Source organism: Streptomyces sp. NPDC033174, from assembly GCF_055577795.1.
In genome coordinates, this window is the sequence record NZ_JBVIPQ010000007.1 from 418,978 (window position 1) to 436,630 (window position 17,653).

Below are 17,653 nucleotides of genomic sequence, written 5' to 3' on the forward strand. Positions count from 1 at the left end.
GCGGGCCGCGTCCCGGGGGACCGGCCTGGCCCGTGCCTCCTTCGGACATCGGTACTGCGCGAGGTGGGGTCGGGGGCCTGGGGTCAGATCGCTCCTGTCACCGCGTAGCGGTCGCTGAGCACCGAGCGGTACACCGCCTCGGTGGCCGCCGCGACACTCGCCCAGCTGTAGCGGGCGAGGACGCGGCGGCGGCCCGCCTCTCCGCACGTCTCCCGCAGCACGGGGTCGGCCAGCAGCGAGGCGACGGCCGCGGCCAGGGCTTCCGGGTCGCCGGGCGGCACCAGCCGGCCGGTTCCGGGATCGGCGACCGTGTCCAGCTGGCCGCCCACGGCGCTGGCGACGACGGGTTTGCCGCAGGCCATCGCCTCCAGCGGCACGATTCCGAACGGTTCGTAGTCCGCCGGGCACAGCACCACATCGGCGCTTCGCAGCAACGGCGGCACGGCGGCACTGGGCACTCCGCCCGTGAAGAGGACACGGTCGGCGACGCCCGCCACCCGGGCGGTCTCGCGCAGCCTGCGTATCTCCGGGTCCCGGTCGATCCGGTCCGCCGTCGGCCCGCCGACCACCACGAGCTCCGCTCCCGGCAGCCGGGTCAGGGCGGCTATGGAGACGGCGGCGCCCTTGCGGGGAACCAGCCGGCCCAGTTGGAGCAGCCGGTACGGATGGGCGCCGCGGGCGGCGACCGGTCCGTGCGGGGCGAACTGGTCGGGGTCCACCCCGCAGGGCACGACGTCGACCTTGTCGGCCGGTATGCCCATGCGGACGAGTTCGGTGACCTCGTCACGGCAGGTCGCGACCACCCGGTCGCAACCGAGACCCACTTCACGCTCGCAGCCCACCCGCGCCGCCGGACTGGTGTCGGCGTGCTTCTGATGGCGCCGCTTGACCGTGCCGAGCGCGTGATAGGTGTGCAGCAGCGGCAGCCGCAGCTCGCGCGCGGCCTGGAGCGCCGCCAGTCCCGACATCCAGAAGTGCGAGTGCACGACATCGGGCGCCCGCGCCTGCCACTCGCGGGTCAGATAGCGGCCGAACGCGAGCATGTGGGGCAGCAGGTCGTCCTTCGGGATGCGTTCGGGAGGGCCGGCGGGCACATGGCGCACCTCCACGCCCGGGCGCAGCCGCCGCCGCTCCGGCAGCTCCCGCGCGTCCCGCCGGGTGTAGACGACGACCCGGTGGCCGCGGTCGGCGAGGGCGGCCGCGAGGCACGCGACATGGACGTTCTGTCCGCCGGCGTCGACGCCGCCGAGCGTGGCGAGGGGGCTCGCGTGCTCCGACACGAGGGCGATCGACAGGGACCTGGTGTCGAGTGGGCTGAGGGATGTCATGAGCGCACCTCCGTCATCACGCGCTCCCAGTCGGTCAGGAAGCGTTTGAGGCCGTACCGTTCGAGGGCCGCCTGCCGGGCCCGCGCGCCGTCCTCGGCCGCGGCCTGCGGGTCTTCGAGGTAGCGCCGGGCGGCGCGGGCCAGCACCTCGGGGCGGGTGGACAGCGTTCCGGTACCGGCCGGGACCGCCTCCACCGCCTCGGTCGTGGCGAGCGCCACGACCGGCATGCCCAGGTGCATGGCCTCCAGAAGTGAGAGACCCAGGGACGTCCAGCGCACCGGATGCAGATACAGCCGGCGCTGGGCCATGGCCGCGTGCAGCTCCCGCTGTGGCAGGTCGGCGGTACGGCACCGGTCCGCGGGCACCCCGAGATGTTCGGCCAGCCCCTCGGTGCGCATCCCGAAGACATCCAGCGGCGCTGCCTCGCACAGCGCGGGCAGCAGGTCCGTTCCGGTGTAACGGCCGCGCCGGGCGGGCTCGTTGACGACCACGGCCGCACGGGCCAGATGTCCCGTGTACTGGTGCCCGGGGTCGACGATGCCGTGCTCGATCACCTCGGTCCGGGTGGAGCCGTTGTCCCAGAACAGCCGGTTGAAGTGGGTGACGTGCACGAGCGTCAGGTCGTCACGGTCGGCGAAGGGGTGCCGGGTGTCGGGCACGTTGCCGTCCGGGGCGTTGTGCTCCAGATAGACGGCGGGCACGTCCCGGCCGGGGCGGCGCCCGCCCAGCCAGCGCTCGGCGAGTTCCTCTTCGTGGGGCCGCTGGAGGACGACCATGTCCACCGGCGCGTCGCGGAGTTCCTCGGGCGTCAGCTCGCGTACGGACTCGGGCCAGGAGAAGGTACGGGCCCGGCCCAGGCCGTCCGGATCCCGGCCGGGCGTCACGGGCACGAGATAGGTGTGGGGGCCCTGGACGAAGGCCGTCGTCCAGGATCCGTGCACGTGCCACAGCAGGATGTTCATAGGGTCGCTCCTCGGTCCGTCGCGGTTGGGGCGTCAGGCCCGGCCGGGGAAGCGCCGAGCGCCGGCCGTTCACCGAGCGCGGCCACCGCCGCCAGTACCTCGGCGTCGCCGACCCCGTCGAGGCAGGGATGGCCCGGCACGGGACAGCGCCGCGCCCGGGTCCCCGCGCAGAGCGCCTCCTGGTCGCCGAGCAGGACATGCGGAACGCCGTACGGGTGCCAGCGCTCGGCCGGCACCACCGGGGCGAACGGGCAGGCGACCGGTGTGCCCACGGCGGCGGCCAGGTGCGCGGGACCCGTGTTGCCGACGACCGCGACGCTCGCCGCCGCCAGAACCCCGGCCAGTTCGCGCAGATCGCCCGTCACCCCGCCGAGGTCGAGCGCGTGCCGGCCGGCCACCTCCGCCGTGAGGTCCTTCTCGGCGCGGCTGCCGGTGACCACGACCCGGTAGCCGGCCGCGCTGAGAGCGGCGGCGGCCCGCGCGGCCCGCTCGGGGCTCCAGGCACGGGCAGGCACCGCAGCGCCCGGATGCAGGACGACATACGGCTCGGGACCGGTCAGATGCGTCGTGTCGGGCGGCTCGCAGACCCGCAGTTCACCGCTGTCGCCGGGCGGCAGCACGAAACCGGCCGCGTTCGCCAGGTCCAGGGCCGCCCGTGCCTCATGGCGGTGCGGCGCCCGCTGGTGGCGCAGATCGAGCAGCGAACCGGGGTAGTCCTCGCTGTCCGCCGCCGTCCAGCCGACACCCGCGAGCTTCAGCAACAGCGCCGCCGGCAGCGGGCTCTGGTGGTACGAGACGAGAACCAGCGCCTGGTCGAAACGTCCGCGCGCCACCGCCTCCAGGAACGTGCGGCACTCCGGGCGCGACACCGGGGCGGGCTCGAGCCCCACCCAGGGGGCGTCGTACACCAGCACCTCGTCCACGCCGGGCAGGAGCTCCGCCGCCGGGGCACCCAGCGGCCCGCAGAGCAGGGCGGTGTGCGACGACCCTGCGGCCACCGCCCGCACGGCGGGCCCGGCCAGCAGGACGTCGCCGGCGCTGTCCAGGCGTACGACGAGGGTGCGCGGCGCGGTCATCGCACACCCTCCGCGGGACATCCGGCGCCCAGCACCAGCCGGACGGCCTCCAGAAGGTCGGCGGCCACCTCGTCGGCCGCTTCGATCTCCTCGGGCAGGGTGACCGGGGTCGGCACGAGCATCCCCCGCGCCCCGGCGGCCCGGGCGGCGGTCATGTCGGAGCCGATGTCGCCGACGAGGACCGTACGGTCCGGCCGCACGCCGAGCCGCGCGCAGGCGGCGAGCACCAGCCCCGGGGCGGGCTTGCGGCAGTCGCAGCCGTCCTCCGGCCCGTGCGGGCACACCGCCCAGAGCGCGAACGGGCCGAGAAGGGCGTCCACCCGCTCCCGTACGGCCTCGACCTGGCGGCGCGTCAGCAGTCCGCGCGCCACGCCCGACTGATTGCTCACCACGGCCACCGGGATCCCCAGCGCCCGTACGGCGGCGAGGGCCTCCTCCGCCGAGGGCATCGGGACGACCCTGCCGGGATCGCCGTTGTAGGGCACGTCCACGACGAGGGTGCCGTCGCGGTCGAAGAGAACCGCCTCGGGGAGCCCGGCGGGCGACGTCCCGCGCGGGCCGATGCCCTGCGGCCCGTCGAACAACCAGGGGCCGTCGGCCGGCGCGGGTTCCACCGGCGGGGGAGGGGGCCTCATGACGGCACCTGTTCCCTGACCGGCTCCCGTGCCGCGCCGGGGTCCGCGGGCTCCACCGGCGGGTTCCAGGGCTCCGCGTGGCGGTGGACGACCATGCCGCGCAGCCAGTGCCAGGCGGCCGCCGGGGGGATGAGCGCACTGGTCACGGCCATCGCCACGACCTCGTCCCGGGTCCGGGGCCCCGGGGCGATCCGGGCGCCCGCGAACTCCGCGGTGCCCGCCAGCCACGCGGCCGCGCACACGCCCGCCGCACGGCGCCTTCCGAGCAGGGCACAGACGAGGCCCGCCGCGCCCGCCGCGCAGACCAGGAGATGACCGGGCAGGCGCCCCCGTGGCGCGTCCGCCCGGTGCCACCAGTCATGGCCGTGCAGACGGTTCATCAGCACGTCGTCGGCGTTGCCCGCCTGCTGCCGTACGGAGATCCAGCGGTCGGCGGGCCGCACCGGGTGCGTGGTCCGGCGGCTGCCCGCCGCGAGCGTCCAGCCGTAGGCCAGCACCCGCAGGGCGAGATCGGCGTCCTCCCGGAAGGCGCGCCGGAACCGCTCGTCGAAACCGGCGACCTCTTCCAGCGCCTCGCGCCGGTAGGCCATGTCGGCCGTGATCCACCGGGCGGTGGCCAGCCCCGCCGTGTTGCGTTCCCAGTCCGTGGGCCGGCGGTCCGCGGGAAGGGGCACCGCGATCCGCGCGGTGACGCCGGCCGTCCGGTGCGACGCGGTCGCGAGGTCACGGGCCAGCTCCTCACCCCAGGCCGGCCCGGGCACCACGTCGTCGTCGAGGAAGACGATCCAGGGCGTGGAACCGGCCGCCCGGCGACCCGAGTTGCGCGCCGCCGCGGGGCCTCGCCCGCCGCCCCGCACCACCGTGGTGACGGGCCGCAGGATCTCCGGTATCTCCACCGGCAGCGGAGAGCCGCCGCTCGCGGGCCGGTCGTCGACCAGCACCACCTTGACGGGCTTCGGCCCCGTGGCGGCGGACAGCGCACCGAGACAGGCGCTCAGACTCGGCCTGCCGAGCGTCGGAATCACCACGGCGTACTCGGGCGGGTCCAGCGAGCGGCGCCCGCTCATCGCGACCACCCGTCCTCGACGGAGCGGAAGACGCCGCCGCGCCGGACGGCGAACGGCCCGATGGCGAGCAGGTCGACGGGGGAGGAGCCGAAGCATTCGAGCACGTCGCGCGGATCGTCGACCATCGGCCGACCCGCGGTGTTCAGGCTGGTGTTGACGACCACCGGCAGACCGGTGAGCCGCTCGAACTCACCGAGCATCCGGGCGACCAGTGGCTCGTACGACGGGTCCACGGTCTGGATGCGGGCGGTGCCGTCGACATGCACGACGGCCGGGATCCGCTCCCGCCAGGACGGCGCCACATCGTGCACGAAGAGCATGTACGGGCTGGGCATCGGTCCGTCGAAGATCTCGGGCGCGCGGTCGGCCAGCACCATCGGCGCCACCGGCCGGAACTGCTCGCGCCCCTTGACGTCGTTGAGCCGCTCCAGATTCCCGGCGTGCCCGGGGTGCGCCAGCAGCGAGCGGTGCCCCAGAGCGCGGGGCCCGTACTCCGAACGCCCCTGGAACCAGGCCACGATGGCGTTGTCCGCCAGCGCGCGGGCCACGGTCGCGGCGATGTCCGGGGGGCGTTCGAACGGGACGGCCGCCGTCTTCAGCCAGGCGCCGAGTTCCGCGTCGGACCAGTCACGGCCCAGGTCGGCGCCCGCCATCGGCTCCGGTGACTCCCCGGCACCCGCGGCGAGCATCAGCGCGCCACCGAGGGCGGTCCCCGCGTCACCGGCGGCGGGCTGCACCCATACCCGGGAGAAGGGGCCCTCGCGGGCGATCCGCGAGTTGGCGACGCAGTTGAGCGCGACGCCTCCGGCGAGGGTGAGCACACTGTCGTGAGTACGTCCGTGCAGCCAGCGCGCCAGGTCGAGCAGGGTCTCCTCCAGCACGGCCTGGGCGCTCGCCGCCAGGTCTGCGTGGTCCTGCGTCCACGGCTCGTCCGGCGCCCGGGACGGACACAGCTCGTGCCAGGGCACCGCGGTGGCGTGGAACCCGCCGTCGCCGGTGGGATGTACATGGTGGCGCAGCTCCTGCAGCATCCGGGGTGTGCCGTGCGAGGCGAGAGCCATCACCTTGAACTCGTCGGAGGAGCGCAGGAATCCGAGATGCTCGGTGAGCTCCTCGTAGACCAGTCCGAGGGAGTGGGGCAGCTCCTGCGCGTGCAGGGGCTCCAGACGGTTGCCGATCCGCCGTGCGGCGAGGTGCGAGGCCCGTTCGCCGCGGCCGTCCATGACCAGTACGGAGGAGTTTTCGGCGCGGTCGGCGGCGAAGGCGCTCGACGCGGCGTGTGCCATGTGGTGCGGTACGAACCGGACGCGGTCCGCGTCCAGACCCGGCAGGGCGGTCGCGATGAACCCCGGCGCCTCCCGCGCGTAGGCCAGCCTGAGGTGGTCCCACGGGTCGTCCAGGCCCATGGCGTCGGCGGGCCGTGCCAGGGACGGGTCGAACGAGTAGGCGACGGCGTCGAGGTCCTGGGGGTGCAGGCCCGCGCGCTCGAGGCACCAGGCGGCTGCCTGTTCGGGCAGTTCCCACGCGGAGAACGGCAGCGGACGCTTGCCGTGCTTGCGCCGGGAGAACCGCTCCTCCTCGGCGGCGGCGACGGTCCGGCCGTCGATCACCAGCGCGGCGGCGGGGTCGTGGAACAGGGCGTTGATTCCGAGAATGCGCATGCTGTGCCAGGCCTTTCGGCGATCGAAGACAGGGCCAGGCCGGACGGACGGGGCGCCTGCGGGTGGGCTCGGCCGAGTCGGCTGAGGTGGTCAGCTGTCCTGCTGGGCGCGGAACCAGGCGATGGTGCGCCGCAGTCCCTCTTCGGCGGTCACGACCGGCTCCCACTGGAGCTTGTCGCGGGCCAGCGTGATGTCCGGGCAGCGCACGGCCGGGTCGTCCGTGGGCCGTTCGATGAAGCGGATCTCCGAGGCGGAGCCGGCGAGGTCGATGATGTACTCGGCCAGGGCCAGCATCGTGATCTCGGTCGGATTGCCGATGTTGACCGGGCCCCGCATCCCGTGCGCCGCGGCCGCGAGGATCCCCCGCACGGTGTCGTCGACGTAACAGAGCGACCGGGTCTGCAGCCCGTCACCGGTGACGGTGAGGGGCTCGTTCGCCAGCGCCTGCCGGACGAAGGTGGGCACGGCCCGGCCGTCGTAGCCGCGCATCCTCGGGCCGTAGGTGTTGAAGAGCCGCACGATGCCGGTGTCGGTGCCGTGGGAGCCGGCCTCCGCGGTGGTCAGTGCCTCGCCGAAACGCTTGGCCTCGTCGTAGACGCTGCGTGGCCCCACCGGGTTCACGTTGCCCCAGTACCGCTCGTTCTGCGGATGCTCCTGCGGGTCGCCGTACACCTCCGAGGTGGAGGCGAGCATGAAGCGGGCACCGGCCCGGTGGGCGAGTTCCAGGGCGTTCCTCGTACCGAGGCTGCCGGCCTCCATCGTGTGCAGGGGAAGCCGCAGATAGTCGGCGGGGGAGGCGGGCGAGGCGAAGTGCAGGACGAGGTCGGGCGTCCCGTCGACGGTGAACGGCCGTGACACGTTGGCCCGTTTGAACATGAAGCCCGGGCGGTCCATCAGCTCGGCCATGTTCTCCGGCCGACCGGTACTGAAGTCGTCCACACAGGTGACCGCCGTACCTGCGTCGAGCAGCGCCGCGCACAGGTGCGAGCCGACGAAACCCGCACCGCCGGTCACGACGGCGTGCTCCCAGCGACGTGGGGAAGCGGTGTCCATTGCATCTCCTCTGGCCTCTGACAGGGCGGGGTGTCGGAGTCCCGCGCGATGCGTCGGTGAGACCCGTTCAGCGTCCTTCGGGCGCGCCCGAAGGGCACCGGGAGCTACTGCATTGCGGTGAACCACCGAGCGTGAGGAACGGGGTCCCAACGCCCCACCGGTCGGCCGTTCCACCGCCTTGACCTGCGCCGACGTGCCGTCCCCGAGGCCTGCGCCGCGTGCCGTCCCGGCCGCCGGGGCCATGCTCATGAGCCGGGGTGTCCCGGGCATACGGGAGGGGACGAAGGATCGATCCGAGCATGAGGTGCGTTCATGAACAGCCCCCTCGACTTCCGCCCGAAGGCCGCCGTGGTGACCGGGTCGGACTCCGGCATCGGACGCGCGGTCGCCGTTCGGCTGGCCTCCGCCGGCATGGACGTCGGCATCACCTGGCACCACGACGAGCAGGGAGCCGAGGCGACCGCCGAGGAGGTCCGCGCCCAGGGGCGGCGCGCCGTGGTCGCCCGGCTCGACCTGGACGCGGGCGGCGACCCCGGCGAAGTGGTCGACCGCCTCGCCGACGACCTCGGCCGCATCGACGTCCTGGTCAACAACGCCGGTACGGGCACCGCCACCCCGTTCCTCGAACTCGACGCCGACACCGTGCGTCACGTCCTGGAGGTGGACCTCGTCGGGCCGCTGCTGTGCGGCCGCCGGGCCGCGCGCCGCATGATCGCCCAGGGCGGCGGCGGACGCATCGTCAACGTCACCTCCGTCCACGAGCACGAACCGAGGGTCGGCGCCGCGCCGTACTGCGCCGCCAAGGGAGGGCTCGGACAGCTGACACAGGTGATGGCCCTGGAGCTCGCGGAGTACGGCATCACCGTCAACGCGGTCGCGCCGGGCGAGATCGCCACCCCGATGACCGGTCAGGAGGACGAGGACGTGCGCACCGAGTCCCGCCCCGGGGTGCCGCTGGGCAGGCCGGGTGACGCGCGGGAGGTCGCCGCGGTGATCGGCTTCCTCGCGGGGCCGGAGTCCTCGTACGTCACCGGAGCGTCGTGGGTCGTCGACGGCGGCATGCTGCGGATGGGTCCCATGGCGGGCTCCCACATGGACCACGACCGCTGGCGGCGGCCGTGACCGCGAGGCGCCCCTCGGAGGGCGAGGCCGACCCCGAACCCGGCCCGGGCGTGACCCGCACGGCGGACCCGGCCCCCGGCGTCACCCGTGCCGCGGCCCCGAGCCCGGACCCAGCACTGTCCGGCACCCGCGGATCACCCAGGAGGCCCATATGCGTCCCATCCCTGCCCAACCCGGCGATGTCGTCCGGTCGGCGCGGGAAGGGGGGTATGTGGGGTGCTTGTTGGCGAGTGCAAGGTCACAGCCGTAGCCACTGCAGCTCATCCGTACCTCTGGCCTAGCATCCGAGCATGACGGTTCTGCCTGATGACGGGCTTTCCCTCGCTGCCGAATTCCCCGATGCCACCCATGAGCAGTGGCAGCGCCTCGTTGAGGGCGTACTGCGCAAATCGGGCAAAGACGTGTCGGGGAAGGCTGCCGAGGACGCGCTCGCGACGGCGCTCGACGACGGGCTCGTCGCCCACCCCCTCTACACCGCGAGCGACACCGCGGCGGACCCGGGATATCCGGGCTTCGCTCCGTACACCCGTGGCGGCCGCCCGGTGGGCGGCTGGGACGTCCGGCAGAAGCACGGACGCCCCGAGCCCGCACGCGCCAACGAGGCGGTGCTCGCCGACCTCGAGAACGGTGTCACCTCGCTGTGGCTGACCGTGGGCGAGGCCGGGCTGCCCGTGTCCGGGCTGGCCAAGGCGCTGGACGGGGTGTATCTGGACCTGGCGCCGGTGGTCCTCGACGCCGGATTCGAAACAGCCGCGGCGGCAAGGGAGTTGATGCGCCTCTACGAGGAGCGCGGCATCGCCCCCGACACGGTGAGCGGCAACCTCGGCGCCGACCCGCTGGGAACCGCCGCCCGCAACGGTGGCGAGGCCTGGGATCTCGCCGGCGCGGTGCTCCTCGCACGCCGCTGTCACGACGACTACCCGGGGCTGCGCGCCCTGACGGTGGACGCGCTGCCGTACCACGAGGCGGGAGCCTCCGCCGCGCAGGAGCTCGGCGCCTCGCTGGCGACCGGTGTGGCGTATCTGCGCGCGCTGACCCGGGCATGTCTGCCGGTCGAAGCCGCCTGCCGGCAGCTGGAGTTCCGCTACGCCGCCACCGCCGACCAGTTCCTGACCGTCGCCAAGCTGCGGGCCGCGCGCCGGCTGTGGGCCAGGGTCGCGGAAGCGTGCGGAGCCGGCGCGGGGAACGCGGGCGCACAGCGGCAGCACGCGGTGACCTCGGCGGTCATGATGACCCGTCGCGACCCGTACGTGAACATGCTCCGCACCACCATCGCCTGCCTGGGCGCGGGCGTGGGCGGCGCCGACGCGGTGACCGTCCTGCCCTTCGACCACGAGCTCGGCCTGCCCGACGCCTTCGCCCTCAGGATCGCTCGCAACACCTCGTCGATCCTGCTGGAGGAGTCGCACCTGGGCCGGGTCACCGACCCCGCCGGAGGCTCCTGGTACGTCGAGCGGCTCACCGACGAACTGGCCCACGCCGCCTGGGAGTTCTTCCAGGAGTTGGAGCGCGCCGGCGGTCAGGAGGCGGCTCTGGCCTCAGGCCTGATCGGCGACCGCCTCGCCGCCACCTGGCAGGAGCGCAAGCGGAAACTGGCGCGCCGCCGCGAACCCGTCACCGGCGTCAGCGAGTTCCCCAACCTGACCGAGAAGCCCGTCGTCCGGGAGCCCGCCCCCGCCGCTCCGCGGCAGGACGGCGGCCTGCCGCAGGTCCGGCGCGACGAGGACTACGAAGCGCTGCGCGCCCGCTCCGACGCCCACCTCGCCGGCACGGGTGACCGGCCCCGCGTCTTCCTCGCCGCGCTCGGCCCGGCCTCCGCGCACACCGCGCGCGTCTCCTTCGCCACGAACCTCTTCCAGGCCGGCGGCGTCGAAGCGGTCCACGACCCGGTCACCGTGGACGCCGCCACCGCCGCCGAGGCGTTCGCCCGCAGCGGGGCGAGCGTCGCCTGCCTCTGCTCCAGCGACCCGCTCTACGAGGAGCAGGCCGAAGAGGTGGCCAAGGCCCTCCTGTCGGCGGGAGCCCGACGGGTGTTCCTCGCGGGCAGGCCGGGCGAGTACGCCGGAGTCGACGAGTACATCTTCGCGGGCTGCGACGCCGTCAGCGTCCTGTCCACCGTCCTGGACCGCATGGGAGTGGCGGCGTGATGCAGATTCCTGATTTCTCGGAAGTCCCCCTGGACTCCGGCGCGCCCTCCGAGGCCACCGAGGAGCAGTGGCGCGCGGCCGTCAAGGAGTCGACCGGCAGCAGTGCCGACGACCTCGTGTGGGACACGCCCGAGGGCATCGCCGTCAAGCCGCTGTACACCGGCCGCGATGTGGAGGGCCTGGACTTCCTCGCGACGTACCCGGGCGTCGCGCCGTACCTGCGCGGGCCCTACCCGACGATGTACGTCAACCAGCCGTGGACGATCCGCCAGTACGCCGGCTTCTCCACCGCCGAGGAGTCCAACGCCTTCTACCGGCGCAACCTCGCCGCCGGGCAGAAGGGCCTGTCGGTCGCCTTCGACCTGCCCACGCACCGTGGCTACGACAGCGACCACCCGCGTGTCACGGGTGACGTCGGCATGGCGGGCGTCGCCATCGACTCCATCTACGACATGCGTCAGCTCTTCGACGGCATCCCGCTGGACCGGATGACCGTGTCGATGACGATGAACGGCGCGGTGCTGCCCGTCCTCGCCCTCTACATCGTGGCGGCCGAGGAGCAGGGCGTACCGCCCGAGAAGCTCGCCGGGACCATCCAGAACGACATTCTCAAAGAGTTCATGGTCCGCAACACCTACATCTATCCGCCGACGCCCTCCATGCGGATCATCTCCGACATCTTCGCCTACACCTCGCAGAAGATGCCGCGCTACAACTCCATCTCCATCTCCGGCTACCACATCCAGGAGGCCGGTGCGACGGCCGATCTGGAACTGGCGTACACCCTCGCCGACGGCGTGGAGTATCTGCGCGCCGGACAGGAAGCGGGCCTGGACGTGGACGCGTTCGCGCCCCGGCTCTCGTTCTTCTGGGCGATCGGCATGAACTTCTTCATGGAGATCGCCAAACTGCGCGCGGCCCGTCTGCTGTGGGCCAGGCTGGTCAAGCAGTTCGACCCGAAGAACGCCAAGTCCCTCTCCCTGCGCACCCATTCGCAGACCTCCGGCTGGTCCCTCACCGCACAGGACGTGTTCAACAACGTCACCCGCACCTGTGTCGAGGCCATGGCCGCGACCCAGGGCCACACCCAGTCGCTGCACACGAACGCCCTCGACGAGGCGCTCGCGCTGCCCACCGACTTCTCGGCCCGTATCGCCCGCAACACCCAGCTCCTGCTCCAGCAGGAGTCCGGCACCTGCCGGGTCATCGACCCCTGGGGCGGCAGTGCCTATGTGGAGAAGCTGACGTACGACCTGGCCCGGCGCGCCTGGCAGCACATCCAGGAGGTCGAGGCGGCGGGAGGCATGGCGAAGGCCATCGACGCGGGCATCCCGAAGCTCCGCGTCGAGGAGGCCGCCGCTCGCACCCAGGCCCGTATCGACTCCGGCCGCCAGCCGGTCATCGGCGTCAACAAGTACCGCGTCGAGAACGACGAGAGCATCGACGTCCTCAAGGTCGACAACTCCTCCGTACGCGCCCAGCAGATCGCCAAGCTGCGGCGGCTGCGCGAGGAGCGCGACGAGGCGGCCTGCCAGGACGCGCTGCGGGCGCTGACCCACGCGGCCGAGCGCGGCTCGGGGACCGGTATGGAGGGCAACCTGCTCGCGCTCGCCGTGAACGCCGCCCGCGCGAAGGCCACCGTCGGCGAGATCTCCGACGCCCTGGAGAAGGTGTACGGACGGCACGCCGGCCAGATCCGTACGATCTCCGGCGTCTACCGCACCGAGGCAGGGGAGTCACCGTCCGTGGAACGCACCCGGTCGCTGGTCGAACGGTTCGAGGAGGCGGAAGGCCGCCGGCCGCGCATCCTCGTCGCGAAGATGGGCCAGGACGGCCATGACCGAGGTCAGAAGGTGATCGCCACCGCCTTCGCCGACCTCGGCTTCGACGTGGACGTCGGCCCGCTGTTCCAGACCCCGGCCGAGGTGGCCCGGCAGGCCGTCGAGGCGGACGTCCACATCGTGGGTGTCTCCTCCCTGGCGGCAGGCCACCTGACCCTCGTCCCCGCGCTGCGCGAGCAGCTCGCGGAGGAGGGCCGCGACGACATCATGATCGTCGTCGGCGGGGTGATCCCCCCGCAGGATGTGCCGACCCTGCTGGAGATGGGCGCGGCGGCCGTGTTCCCGCCGGGAACCGTCATCCCCGACGCGGCCCACGACCTGGTGACGCGGCTCGCCGCGACGCTGGGCCACGACGAGCTGTAGCGGCGCATGGCCATCGACCTCGACACATATGTGAAGGGGGTGCTCGACGGGAAGCGGGCCTACGTCGCCCGGGCCATCACCCTCGTCGAGTCCACCCGCCCCGACCACCGCGCGCTGGCCCAGCGGCTGCTCACCGAGCTGCTGCCGCACACGGGCAACGCGCGACGGATCGGCATCAGCGGGGTGCCGGGCGTCGGCAAGTCGACCTTCATCGACGCCTTCGGCACCATGCTGACCGGCCTCGGCCACCGGGTGGCGGTCCTGGCCGTCGACCCGTCCTCGACCCGCACCGGCGGCTCCATCCTCGGCGACAAGACCCGGATGGAGCGCCTCGCCGTCGACCCGGCGGCCTTCGTCCGGCCCTCGCCCAGCGCGGGAACGCTGGGCGGGGTCGCCAAGGCGACCCGCGAGTCGATGGTCGTCATGGAGGCGGCGGGCTACGACGTCGTCCTGGTGGAGACCGTCGGCGTCGGCCAGTCCGAGACCACCGTCGCGGGCATGGTCGACTCCTTCCTGCTGCTCACCCTCGCCCGCACCGGCGACCAGCTCCAGGGCATCAAGAAGGGCGTCCTGGAACTGGCCGACGTCATCGCCGTCAACAAGGCCGACGGTCCGCACGAGCGGGACGCCCGCGCCGCCGCTCGCGAACTCGCCGGCGCGCTGCGCCTCATGCATCCCGCCGACGCGGCCTGGACCCCGCCCGTGCTGAGCTGCAGCGCGCGCGAGTCCCTCGGGCTGGACACCGTGTGGGAGCGGCTGGAGGCGCACCGCACCGTCCTGGACTCGGGCGGCCGGCTCGCCGCGAAGCGCCGCGACCAGCAGGTCGACTGGGCGTGGGCCATGGTCCACGACGAACTCCTGCGGCGTCTGCGCTCCCATCCGGCGGTCCGTACCCTCGCCCCCGGGCTGGAGCAGCGGGTCCGCGACGGGGAGCTCACCGCGACACTCGCCGCCGAGTCCCTCCTGGAGGCCTTCGGCGAACCGAGGGACTGACCGGCGGCGGTCCGGGCCCGCCCCGCCCGGGAACCGCTGTCGGCCCGCCGGGCAATGGAGGAAACTGTTCGCGTGACCGCCATCGACCCCGTGCCCGCCGACCCCGCACCCGCGAAGAGCGCCGGTCTCTCCCGGCCGCCGACGATCGCCGATGTGGCCAAGGCCGCGTCCGTGTCGCGGACGACCGTCTCGCACGCCCTGAACGGCCTGGGCAAGGTCGACCCGCGCACCCGCGAACGCGTCAAGAAGATCGCGGCCGACATGGGCTACCGGCCCAACCTCCGGGCCCAGCGGCTGCGCCGAGGGCAGGCCAAGGCGATCGCCCTGGCCTCCTCGATGCCCTTCGCGGTGGCCGGCGGGCCGTCCCGTCTCGGCTTCTACATGGAGGTGGCCGCGGCGGCCGCCGAGCGGGCCCTCGTCCACGAGTTCGCCCTCGTACTGGTCCCGCCGGTGAAGTCCGGCGCCGATCTGTACTCGGTCGACATCGACGGCGCGATCGTCGTCGAACCGGACGTGGACGACGCGGCGGTCGCCCAACTGCGCGAGCGCGGCCTGCCGTTCGTCACCCTCGGCCGGCAGGTGCGTCCGGATGCCGGCGCCCCCTACGTCGATCTGCGCAGCGGCCTGGTCGCCGAGCTGCTGCTCGAGCATCTGCGCGAACAGGGGGCCCGCCACCCCGCCCTGATCGTCGGCCGGGGCAGCCGCCACTCCGCAGTCGACGCCCTGGCGGCGTACGAGAACCTCGCCGCGCGACACGGCTGGGAGGTACGGGCCCGGACGGCGCCGGAGGAGGGCGGCGAGGAGGCCGGGTACGAGGTCTGCGCCGAACTGCTCGCCCAGCACCCGGACACCGACGCCGTGTGCGCGCTGGTGGACGCCTTCGCGGTGGGCGCCGTCCGCGCGATCACCGACAGCGGCCGTACGGTCCCCGACGACGTCATGGTGGCCACCCGCTACGACGGCCTGCGCGCCAAGACGTGCCGCCCACCCCTGACCGCGGTCGACCTGGGCCTCGACCGCGCGGCCGCCGACGCGGTGGAACTCCTCCTGGCCCGCCTCACGGGCGCCGAATCCGCCGACATGGTGGTGGCCCCGGAACCACGCGTGGTACCGAGGGCCTCGTCGCAGCGGCGGTGACGGCGGGTCGGCGGGCGAGGTGACGGCAGGTCGGCGGGTGACCGTGACGTGACGGGGGGTCGGTGCGGACGCCCCGCGGCACGACGGACGGCCCGGTGATCCTCCCGGGCCGTACCGCCGGCCGCGTACGCCTCACGCGCCCGCGATGAGCACCACCCCCGACACGATCGCGAACGACAGGACGAACATCCGCATCCGGCGGCCGTCGATCCGGTCGTGGACATGGCGGCTGAGCCAGCCGCCCACCGCCAGGGCCGGGACCATCAGGGCCGCCCAGCCCAGTTGGGTCACGTCCGCCCTGCCCGCCGCGAAGAGGAGTCCCAGGGAGGCGACTTCGCCGACGAGGAAGCACAGGGCGATGGTCGAGCGCATCTCGGCGGCCGGGCGGTGCTGGTAGACCAGGGCCAGGGGCGGCCCGCCGACGCCGGTCGCCGTCTCGGAGAGACCGGTGACGACGCCCGCCGCCAGATAGGCGCCCCGGCCGGGGGTGAACGCGGGGGCGGCCAGGCTGACCAGGGCCGCCAGGAGCGTGGCCAGGCCCACGTACAGACCGAGGCTGGTCTCGGGAATCACCCACAGCAGGGCCAGCCCGCCCGGCGTCGCCGCCAGGCGGGCCACCGTGATCCAGCCGGCTCCGCGCAGATCCAGTGAGCCCCTTTCCCGCCAGGTGATGTGGAGGTTGAGCGGAATCATGACGGCGAGCAGGAACACCGGAAGCAGGGCCGGCGCGAGCAGACCCGCCACGGGCGCGACGATGAGGGCGAAACCGAGGCCGCTCGCGCCCTGGACGAACGCGGCGACGACGACGACGAGGGACAGCACGGTGACGACGGTGACACTCACAGCGCGCCGTCCGCCGTACAGGACCTGCTCCGGCCGGCCGACCAGTGCTCGACGGAGGTGGGATGGACGCGGGTGATGGGGGAGCGGGCCACCACCTGCCGGCCCACCTCCGCGGCCCGCGCGACCAGGGCCGGTCCGTCCCAGCCGACAGGCCGGCCCTGCCACATCCGCAGATGTCCGGCGACGAACACCGCGCTGATCTGGTCGCGGTTGCCGAGGCGGACGAGTTCCCAGGGCAGGTCCCAGGACGGGGCCATCTCCGGTCCCCTCAGGTCGACGAGGAGGAAGTCCGCGGCGGCCCCCTCGACGATCCGGCCGGTGAGCCCGCCGAGGCCGACGGCGTCGGCGCCGCCCGAGGTCGCGTGCTGCAGCCAGGTCCGGCCCGCGCCGCACGACGAGTCGCCGACGGCCAGACCGTAGGCGATCCGCTGGGCGAACTCCGCCGCCTCCACCAGCCGGAACCCGTCGCCGCGGGTGCCGTCGGTGCCGAGGCCGAAGCGGATGCCGCGTTCGGCCATGGTGGTCGCGGGGGCGACGGCGTTGCCCTTCCAGGCGCTGGCGACCGGGTTGTAGCTGATCGCCGTACCCGTGTCCGCGAGCAGCGTCAGCTCGGAGGGGGTGAGCAAGGTGGCGTGCGCGGCGAGGAGCTGGGGACCCAGCGCGCCGAGCCGGTGCAGATGTTCCAGCGGCCGCAGACCGTGGCGCAGCAGGGACCTCTCGACCGAGGCGAGGTGCTCGTTGACATGGATCTGCACGACCGCCCCCGCCTCGGCGGCCAGCCGGGCGGTGTCGCGCAGGGTCCGCTCGGTGGCCGCCTCGGGGAGGGAGACGGCCAGCGAGGGGTGGATGAGCGGGTCACCGGCGTAACGCGAGAGATGCTTCTCGGCGGCCGCCAGGGTCTCTTCGGTACCGGCCGGCGTACCCTCCGCGGCGTCGTTGCAGACGAGGCCGAGGACGCAGCGGACGCCGGCGTCCCGCGCGGCGGCCGCCACGGCCTCCACGTCGACGGGGGCGCGGGTGCCCGCGTCCGTGACCGTGGTGAAACCGCCCCGCAGCGACTCCAGGACCGCCAGCTTCGCCGAGACATAGGCGGTTTCCTCGTCCAGCGCGCCCTCGAGCGGGAGCCAGACCCGGCGGAAGATCTCCGAGGGCTCACCGAAGGCCAGGCTGGAGCCGAAGCTCTGCGTGAGGTGGTGATGGGCGTCGACGAAACCGGGCATCAGCACATGCCCGGGCGCGTGTACCGGTGTGAGGTGCGGGTGCTGCCGGCTCAGCTGCTCGGCGGGGCCGACGGCGACGAAGGCTCCGCCGGCGACCACCACCGCGTGGTCGCCCACCGGGCCGTCCGGCGTCAGGACGACGTCCGGGACGAGTAGCAGAGTGTCGTCGCCGAGGATGTCGGCGGTGAGGCTGTTCATGGAACTT

General features: G+C 73.5%; 14 protein-coding genes. 5 read left to right on the forward strand and 9 right to left on the reverse strand.

Annotation, left to right across the window (positions count from 1 at the left end):
- Nucleotides 1-83: 83 nt before the first annotated feature.
- The 7 genes from ACZ5VC_RS23910 to ACZ5VC_RS23940 all read right to left on the reverse strand — a co-directional run bounded on the left by ACZ5VC_RS23910 (nucleotide 84) and on the right by ACZ5VC_RS23940 (nucleotide 7,782).
- Nucleotides 84-1,328 (reverse strand): glycosyltransferase, encoded by a 1,245-nt coding sequence (locus tag ACZ5VC_RS23910; RefSeq protein WP_469122064.1) that lies wholly within the window; start codon nucleotides 1,326-1,328, stop codon nucleotides 84-86.
- The gene (locus ACZ5VC_RS23915) at nucleotides 1,325-2,290 is read right to left on the reverse strand and encodes a glycosyltransferase (protein ID WP_469122065.1); all 966 of its coding nucleotides are present in this window, start codon (nucleotides 2,288-2,290) and stop codon (nucleotides 1,325-1,327) included. Before ACZ5VC_RS23915 ends, ACZ5VC_RS23910 begins: the two co-directional genes overlap by 4 nt.
- Entirely contained in the window at nucleotides 2,287-3,366 is a 1,080-nt protein-coding gene (locus ACZ5VC_RS23920) for a glycosyltransferase family 9 protein (RefSeq protein WP_469122066.1), read from the reverse strand. Before ACZ5VC_RS23920 ends, ACZ5VC_RS23915 begins: the two co-directional genes overlap by 4 nt.
- Entirely contained in the window at nucleotides 3,363-4,001 is a 639-nt protein-coding gene (locus tag ACZ5VC_RS23925) for a D-glycero-alpha-D-manno-heptose-1,7-bisphosphate 7-phosphatase (RefSeq protein WP_469122067.1), read from the reverse strand. Before ACZ5VC_RS23925 ends, ACZ5VC_RS23920 begins: the two co-directional genes overlap by 4 nt.
- Nucleotides 3,998-5,068: a glycosyltransferase family 2 protein gene (locus ACZ5VC_RS23930; RefSeq protein WP_469122068.1), complete on the reverse strand. Its 1,071-nt coding sequence runs from the start codon at nucleotides 5,066-5,068 to the stop codon at nucleotides 3,998-4,000. The genes ACZ5VC_RS23925 and ACZ5VC_RS23930 overlap by 4 nt, the downstream gene beginning before the upstream one ends.
- Complete coding sequence (locus ACZ5VC_RS23935) at nucleotides 5,065-6,729, reverse strand: carbamoyltransferase family protein (RefSeq protein WP_469122069.1); 1,665 nt, start codon at nucleotides 6,727-6,729, stop codon at nucleotides 5,065-5,067. The genes ACZ5VC_RS23930 and ACZ5VC_RS23935 overlap by 4 nt, the downstream gene beginning before the upstream one ends.
- Nucleotides 6,730-6,819: 90 nt before the next feature.
- Entirely contained in the window at nucleotides 6,820-7,782 is a 963-nt protein-coding gene (locus tag ACZ5VC_RS23940; protein ID WP_469122070.1) for an NAD-dependent epimerase/dehydratase family protein, read from the reverse strand.
- Nucleotides 7,783-8,094: 312 nt separating this feature from the next.
- On the opposite strand from ACZ5VC_RS23940, the gene ACZ5VC_RS23945 reads away from it, so the two are divergent.
- From ACZ5VC_RS23945 to ACZ5VC_RS23965, 5 genes are all read left to right on the forward strand, one after another.
- The gene (locus ACZ5VC_RS23945; RefSeq protein ID WP_468709837.1) at nucleotides 8,095-8,904 is read left to right on the forward strand and encodes an SDR family oxidoreductase; all 810 of its coding nucleotides are present in this window, start codon (nucleotides 8,095-8,097) and stop codon (nucleotides 8,902-8,904) included.
- Nucleotides 8,905-9,194: 290 nt separating this feature from the next.
- Entirely contained in the window at nucleotides 9,195-11,051 is a 1,857-nt protein-coding gene (gene mutA, locus ACZ5VC_RS23950) for a methylmalonyl-CoA mutase small subunit (protein ID WP_469122071.1), read from the forward strand.
- Nucleotides 11,051-13,255: a methylmalonyl-CoA mutase gene (scpA, locus tag ACZ5VC_RS23955; RefSeq protein WP_469122072.1), complete on the forward strand. Its 2,205-nt coding sequence runs from the start codon at nucleotides 11,051-11,053 to the stop codon at nucleotides 13,253-13,255. Before mutA ends, scpA begins: the two co-directional genes overlap by 1 nt.
- A 6-nt stretch (nucleotides 13,256-13,261) precedes the next feature.
- Nucleotides 13,262-14,248 (forward strand): methylmalonyl Co-A mutase-associated GTPase MeaB, encoded by a 987-nt coding sequence (gene meaB / locus ACZ5VC_RS23960; RefSeq protein WP_469122073.1) that lies wholly within the window; start codon nucleotides 13,262-13,264, stop codon nucleotides 14,246-14,248.
- 72 nt (nucleotides 14,249-14,320) lie between these two features.
- Nucleotides 14,321-15,385 (forward strand): LacI family DNA-binding transcriptional regulator, encoded by a 1,065-nt coding sequence (locus ACZ5VC_RS23965; protein ID WP_469122074.1) that lies wholly within the window; start codon nucleotides 14,321-14,323, stop codon nucleotides 15,383-15,385.
- 132 nt (nucleotides 15,386-15,517) lie between these two features.
- Here ACZ5VC_RS23965 and ACZ5VC_RS23970 read toward each other — a convergent pair whose 3' ends face one another.
- The gene (locus ACZ5VC_RS23970) at nucleotides 15,518-16,228 is read right to left on the reverse strand and encodes a sulfite exporter TauE/SafE family protein (RefSeq protein WP_469122075.1); all 711 of its coding nucleotides are present in this window, start codon (nucleotides 16,226-16,228) and stop codon (nucleotides 15,518-15,520) included.
- Nucleotides 16,225-17,646, reverse strand: a complete 1,422-nt coding sequence (locus tag ACZ5VC_RS23975) for an amidohydrolase family protein (RefSeq protein WP_469122076.1) — start codon at nucleotides 17,644-17,646, stop codon at nucleotides 16,225-16,227. The genes ACZ5VC_RS23970 and ACZ5VC_RS23975 overlap by 4 nt, the downstream gene beginning before the upstream one ends.
- Nucleotides 17,647-17,653: the final 7 nt, after the last annotated feature.

Bases quoted from the DNA above. Each gene is read 5' to 3' on its own strand.
- ACZ5VC_RS23910 (WP_469122064.1), bottom strand. From the start codon at position 1,328: ATGACATCCCTCAGCCCACTCGACACCAGGTCCCTGTCGATCGCCCTC.
- ACZ5VC_RS23915 (WP_469122065.1), bottom strand. From the start codon at position 2,290: ATGAACATCCTGCTGTGGCACGTGCACGGATCCTGGACGACGGCCTTC.
- ACZ5VC_RS23920 (WP_469122066.1), bottom strand. From the start codon at position 3,366: ATGACCGCGCCGCGCACCCTCGTCGTACGCCTGGACAGCGCCGGCGAC.
- ACZ5VC_RS23925 (WP_469122067.1), bottom strand. From the start codon at position 4,001: ATGAGGCCCCCTCCCCCGCCGGTGGAACCCGCGCCGGCCGACGGCCCC.
- ACZ5VC_RS23930 (WP_469122068.1), bottom strand. From the start codon at position 5,068: ATGAGCGGGCGCCGCTCGCTGGACCCGCCCGAGTACGCCGTGGTGATT.
- ACZ5VC_RS23935 (WP_469122069.1), bottom strand. From the start codon at position 6,729: ATGCGCATTCTCGGAATCAACGCCCTGTTCCACGACCCCGCCGCCGCG.
- ACZ5VC_RS23940 (WP_469122070.1), bottom strand. From the start codon at position 7,782: ATGGACACCGCTTCCCCACGTCGCTGGGAGCACGCCGTCGTGACCGGC.
- ACZ5VC_RS23945 (WP_468709837.1), top strand. From the start codon at position 8,095: ATGAACAGCCCCCTCGACTTCCGCCCGAAGGCCGCCGTGGTGACCGGG.
- mutA (WP_469122071.1), top strand. From the start codon at position 9,195: ATGACGGTTCTGCCTGATGACGGGCTTTCCCTCGCTGCCGAATTCCCC.
- scpA (WP_469122072.1), top strand. From the start codon at position 11,051: ATGCAGATTCCTGATTTCTCGGAAGTCCCCCTGGACTCCGGCGCGCCC.
- meaB (WP_469122073.1), top strand. From the start codon at position 13,262: ATGGCCATCGACCTCGACACATATGTGAAGGGGGTGCTCGACGGGAAG.
- ACZ5VC_RS23975 (WP_469122076.1), bottom strand. From the start codon at position 17,646: ATGAACAGCCTCACCGCCGACATCCTCGGCGACGACACTCTGCTACTC.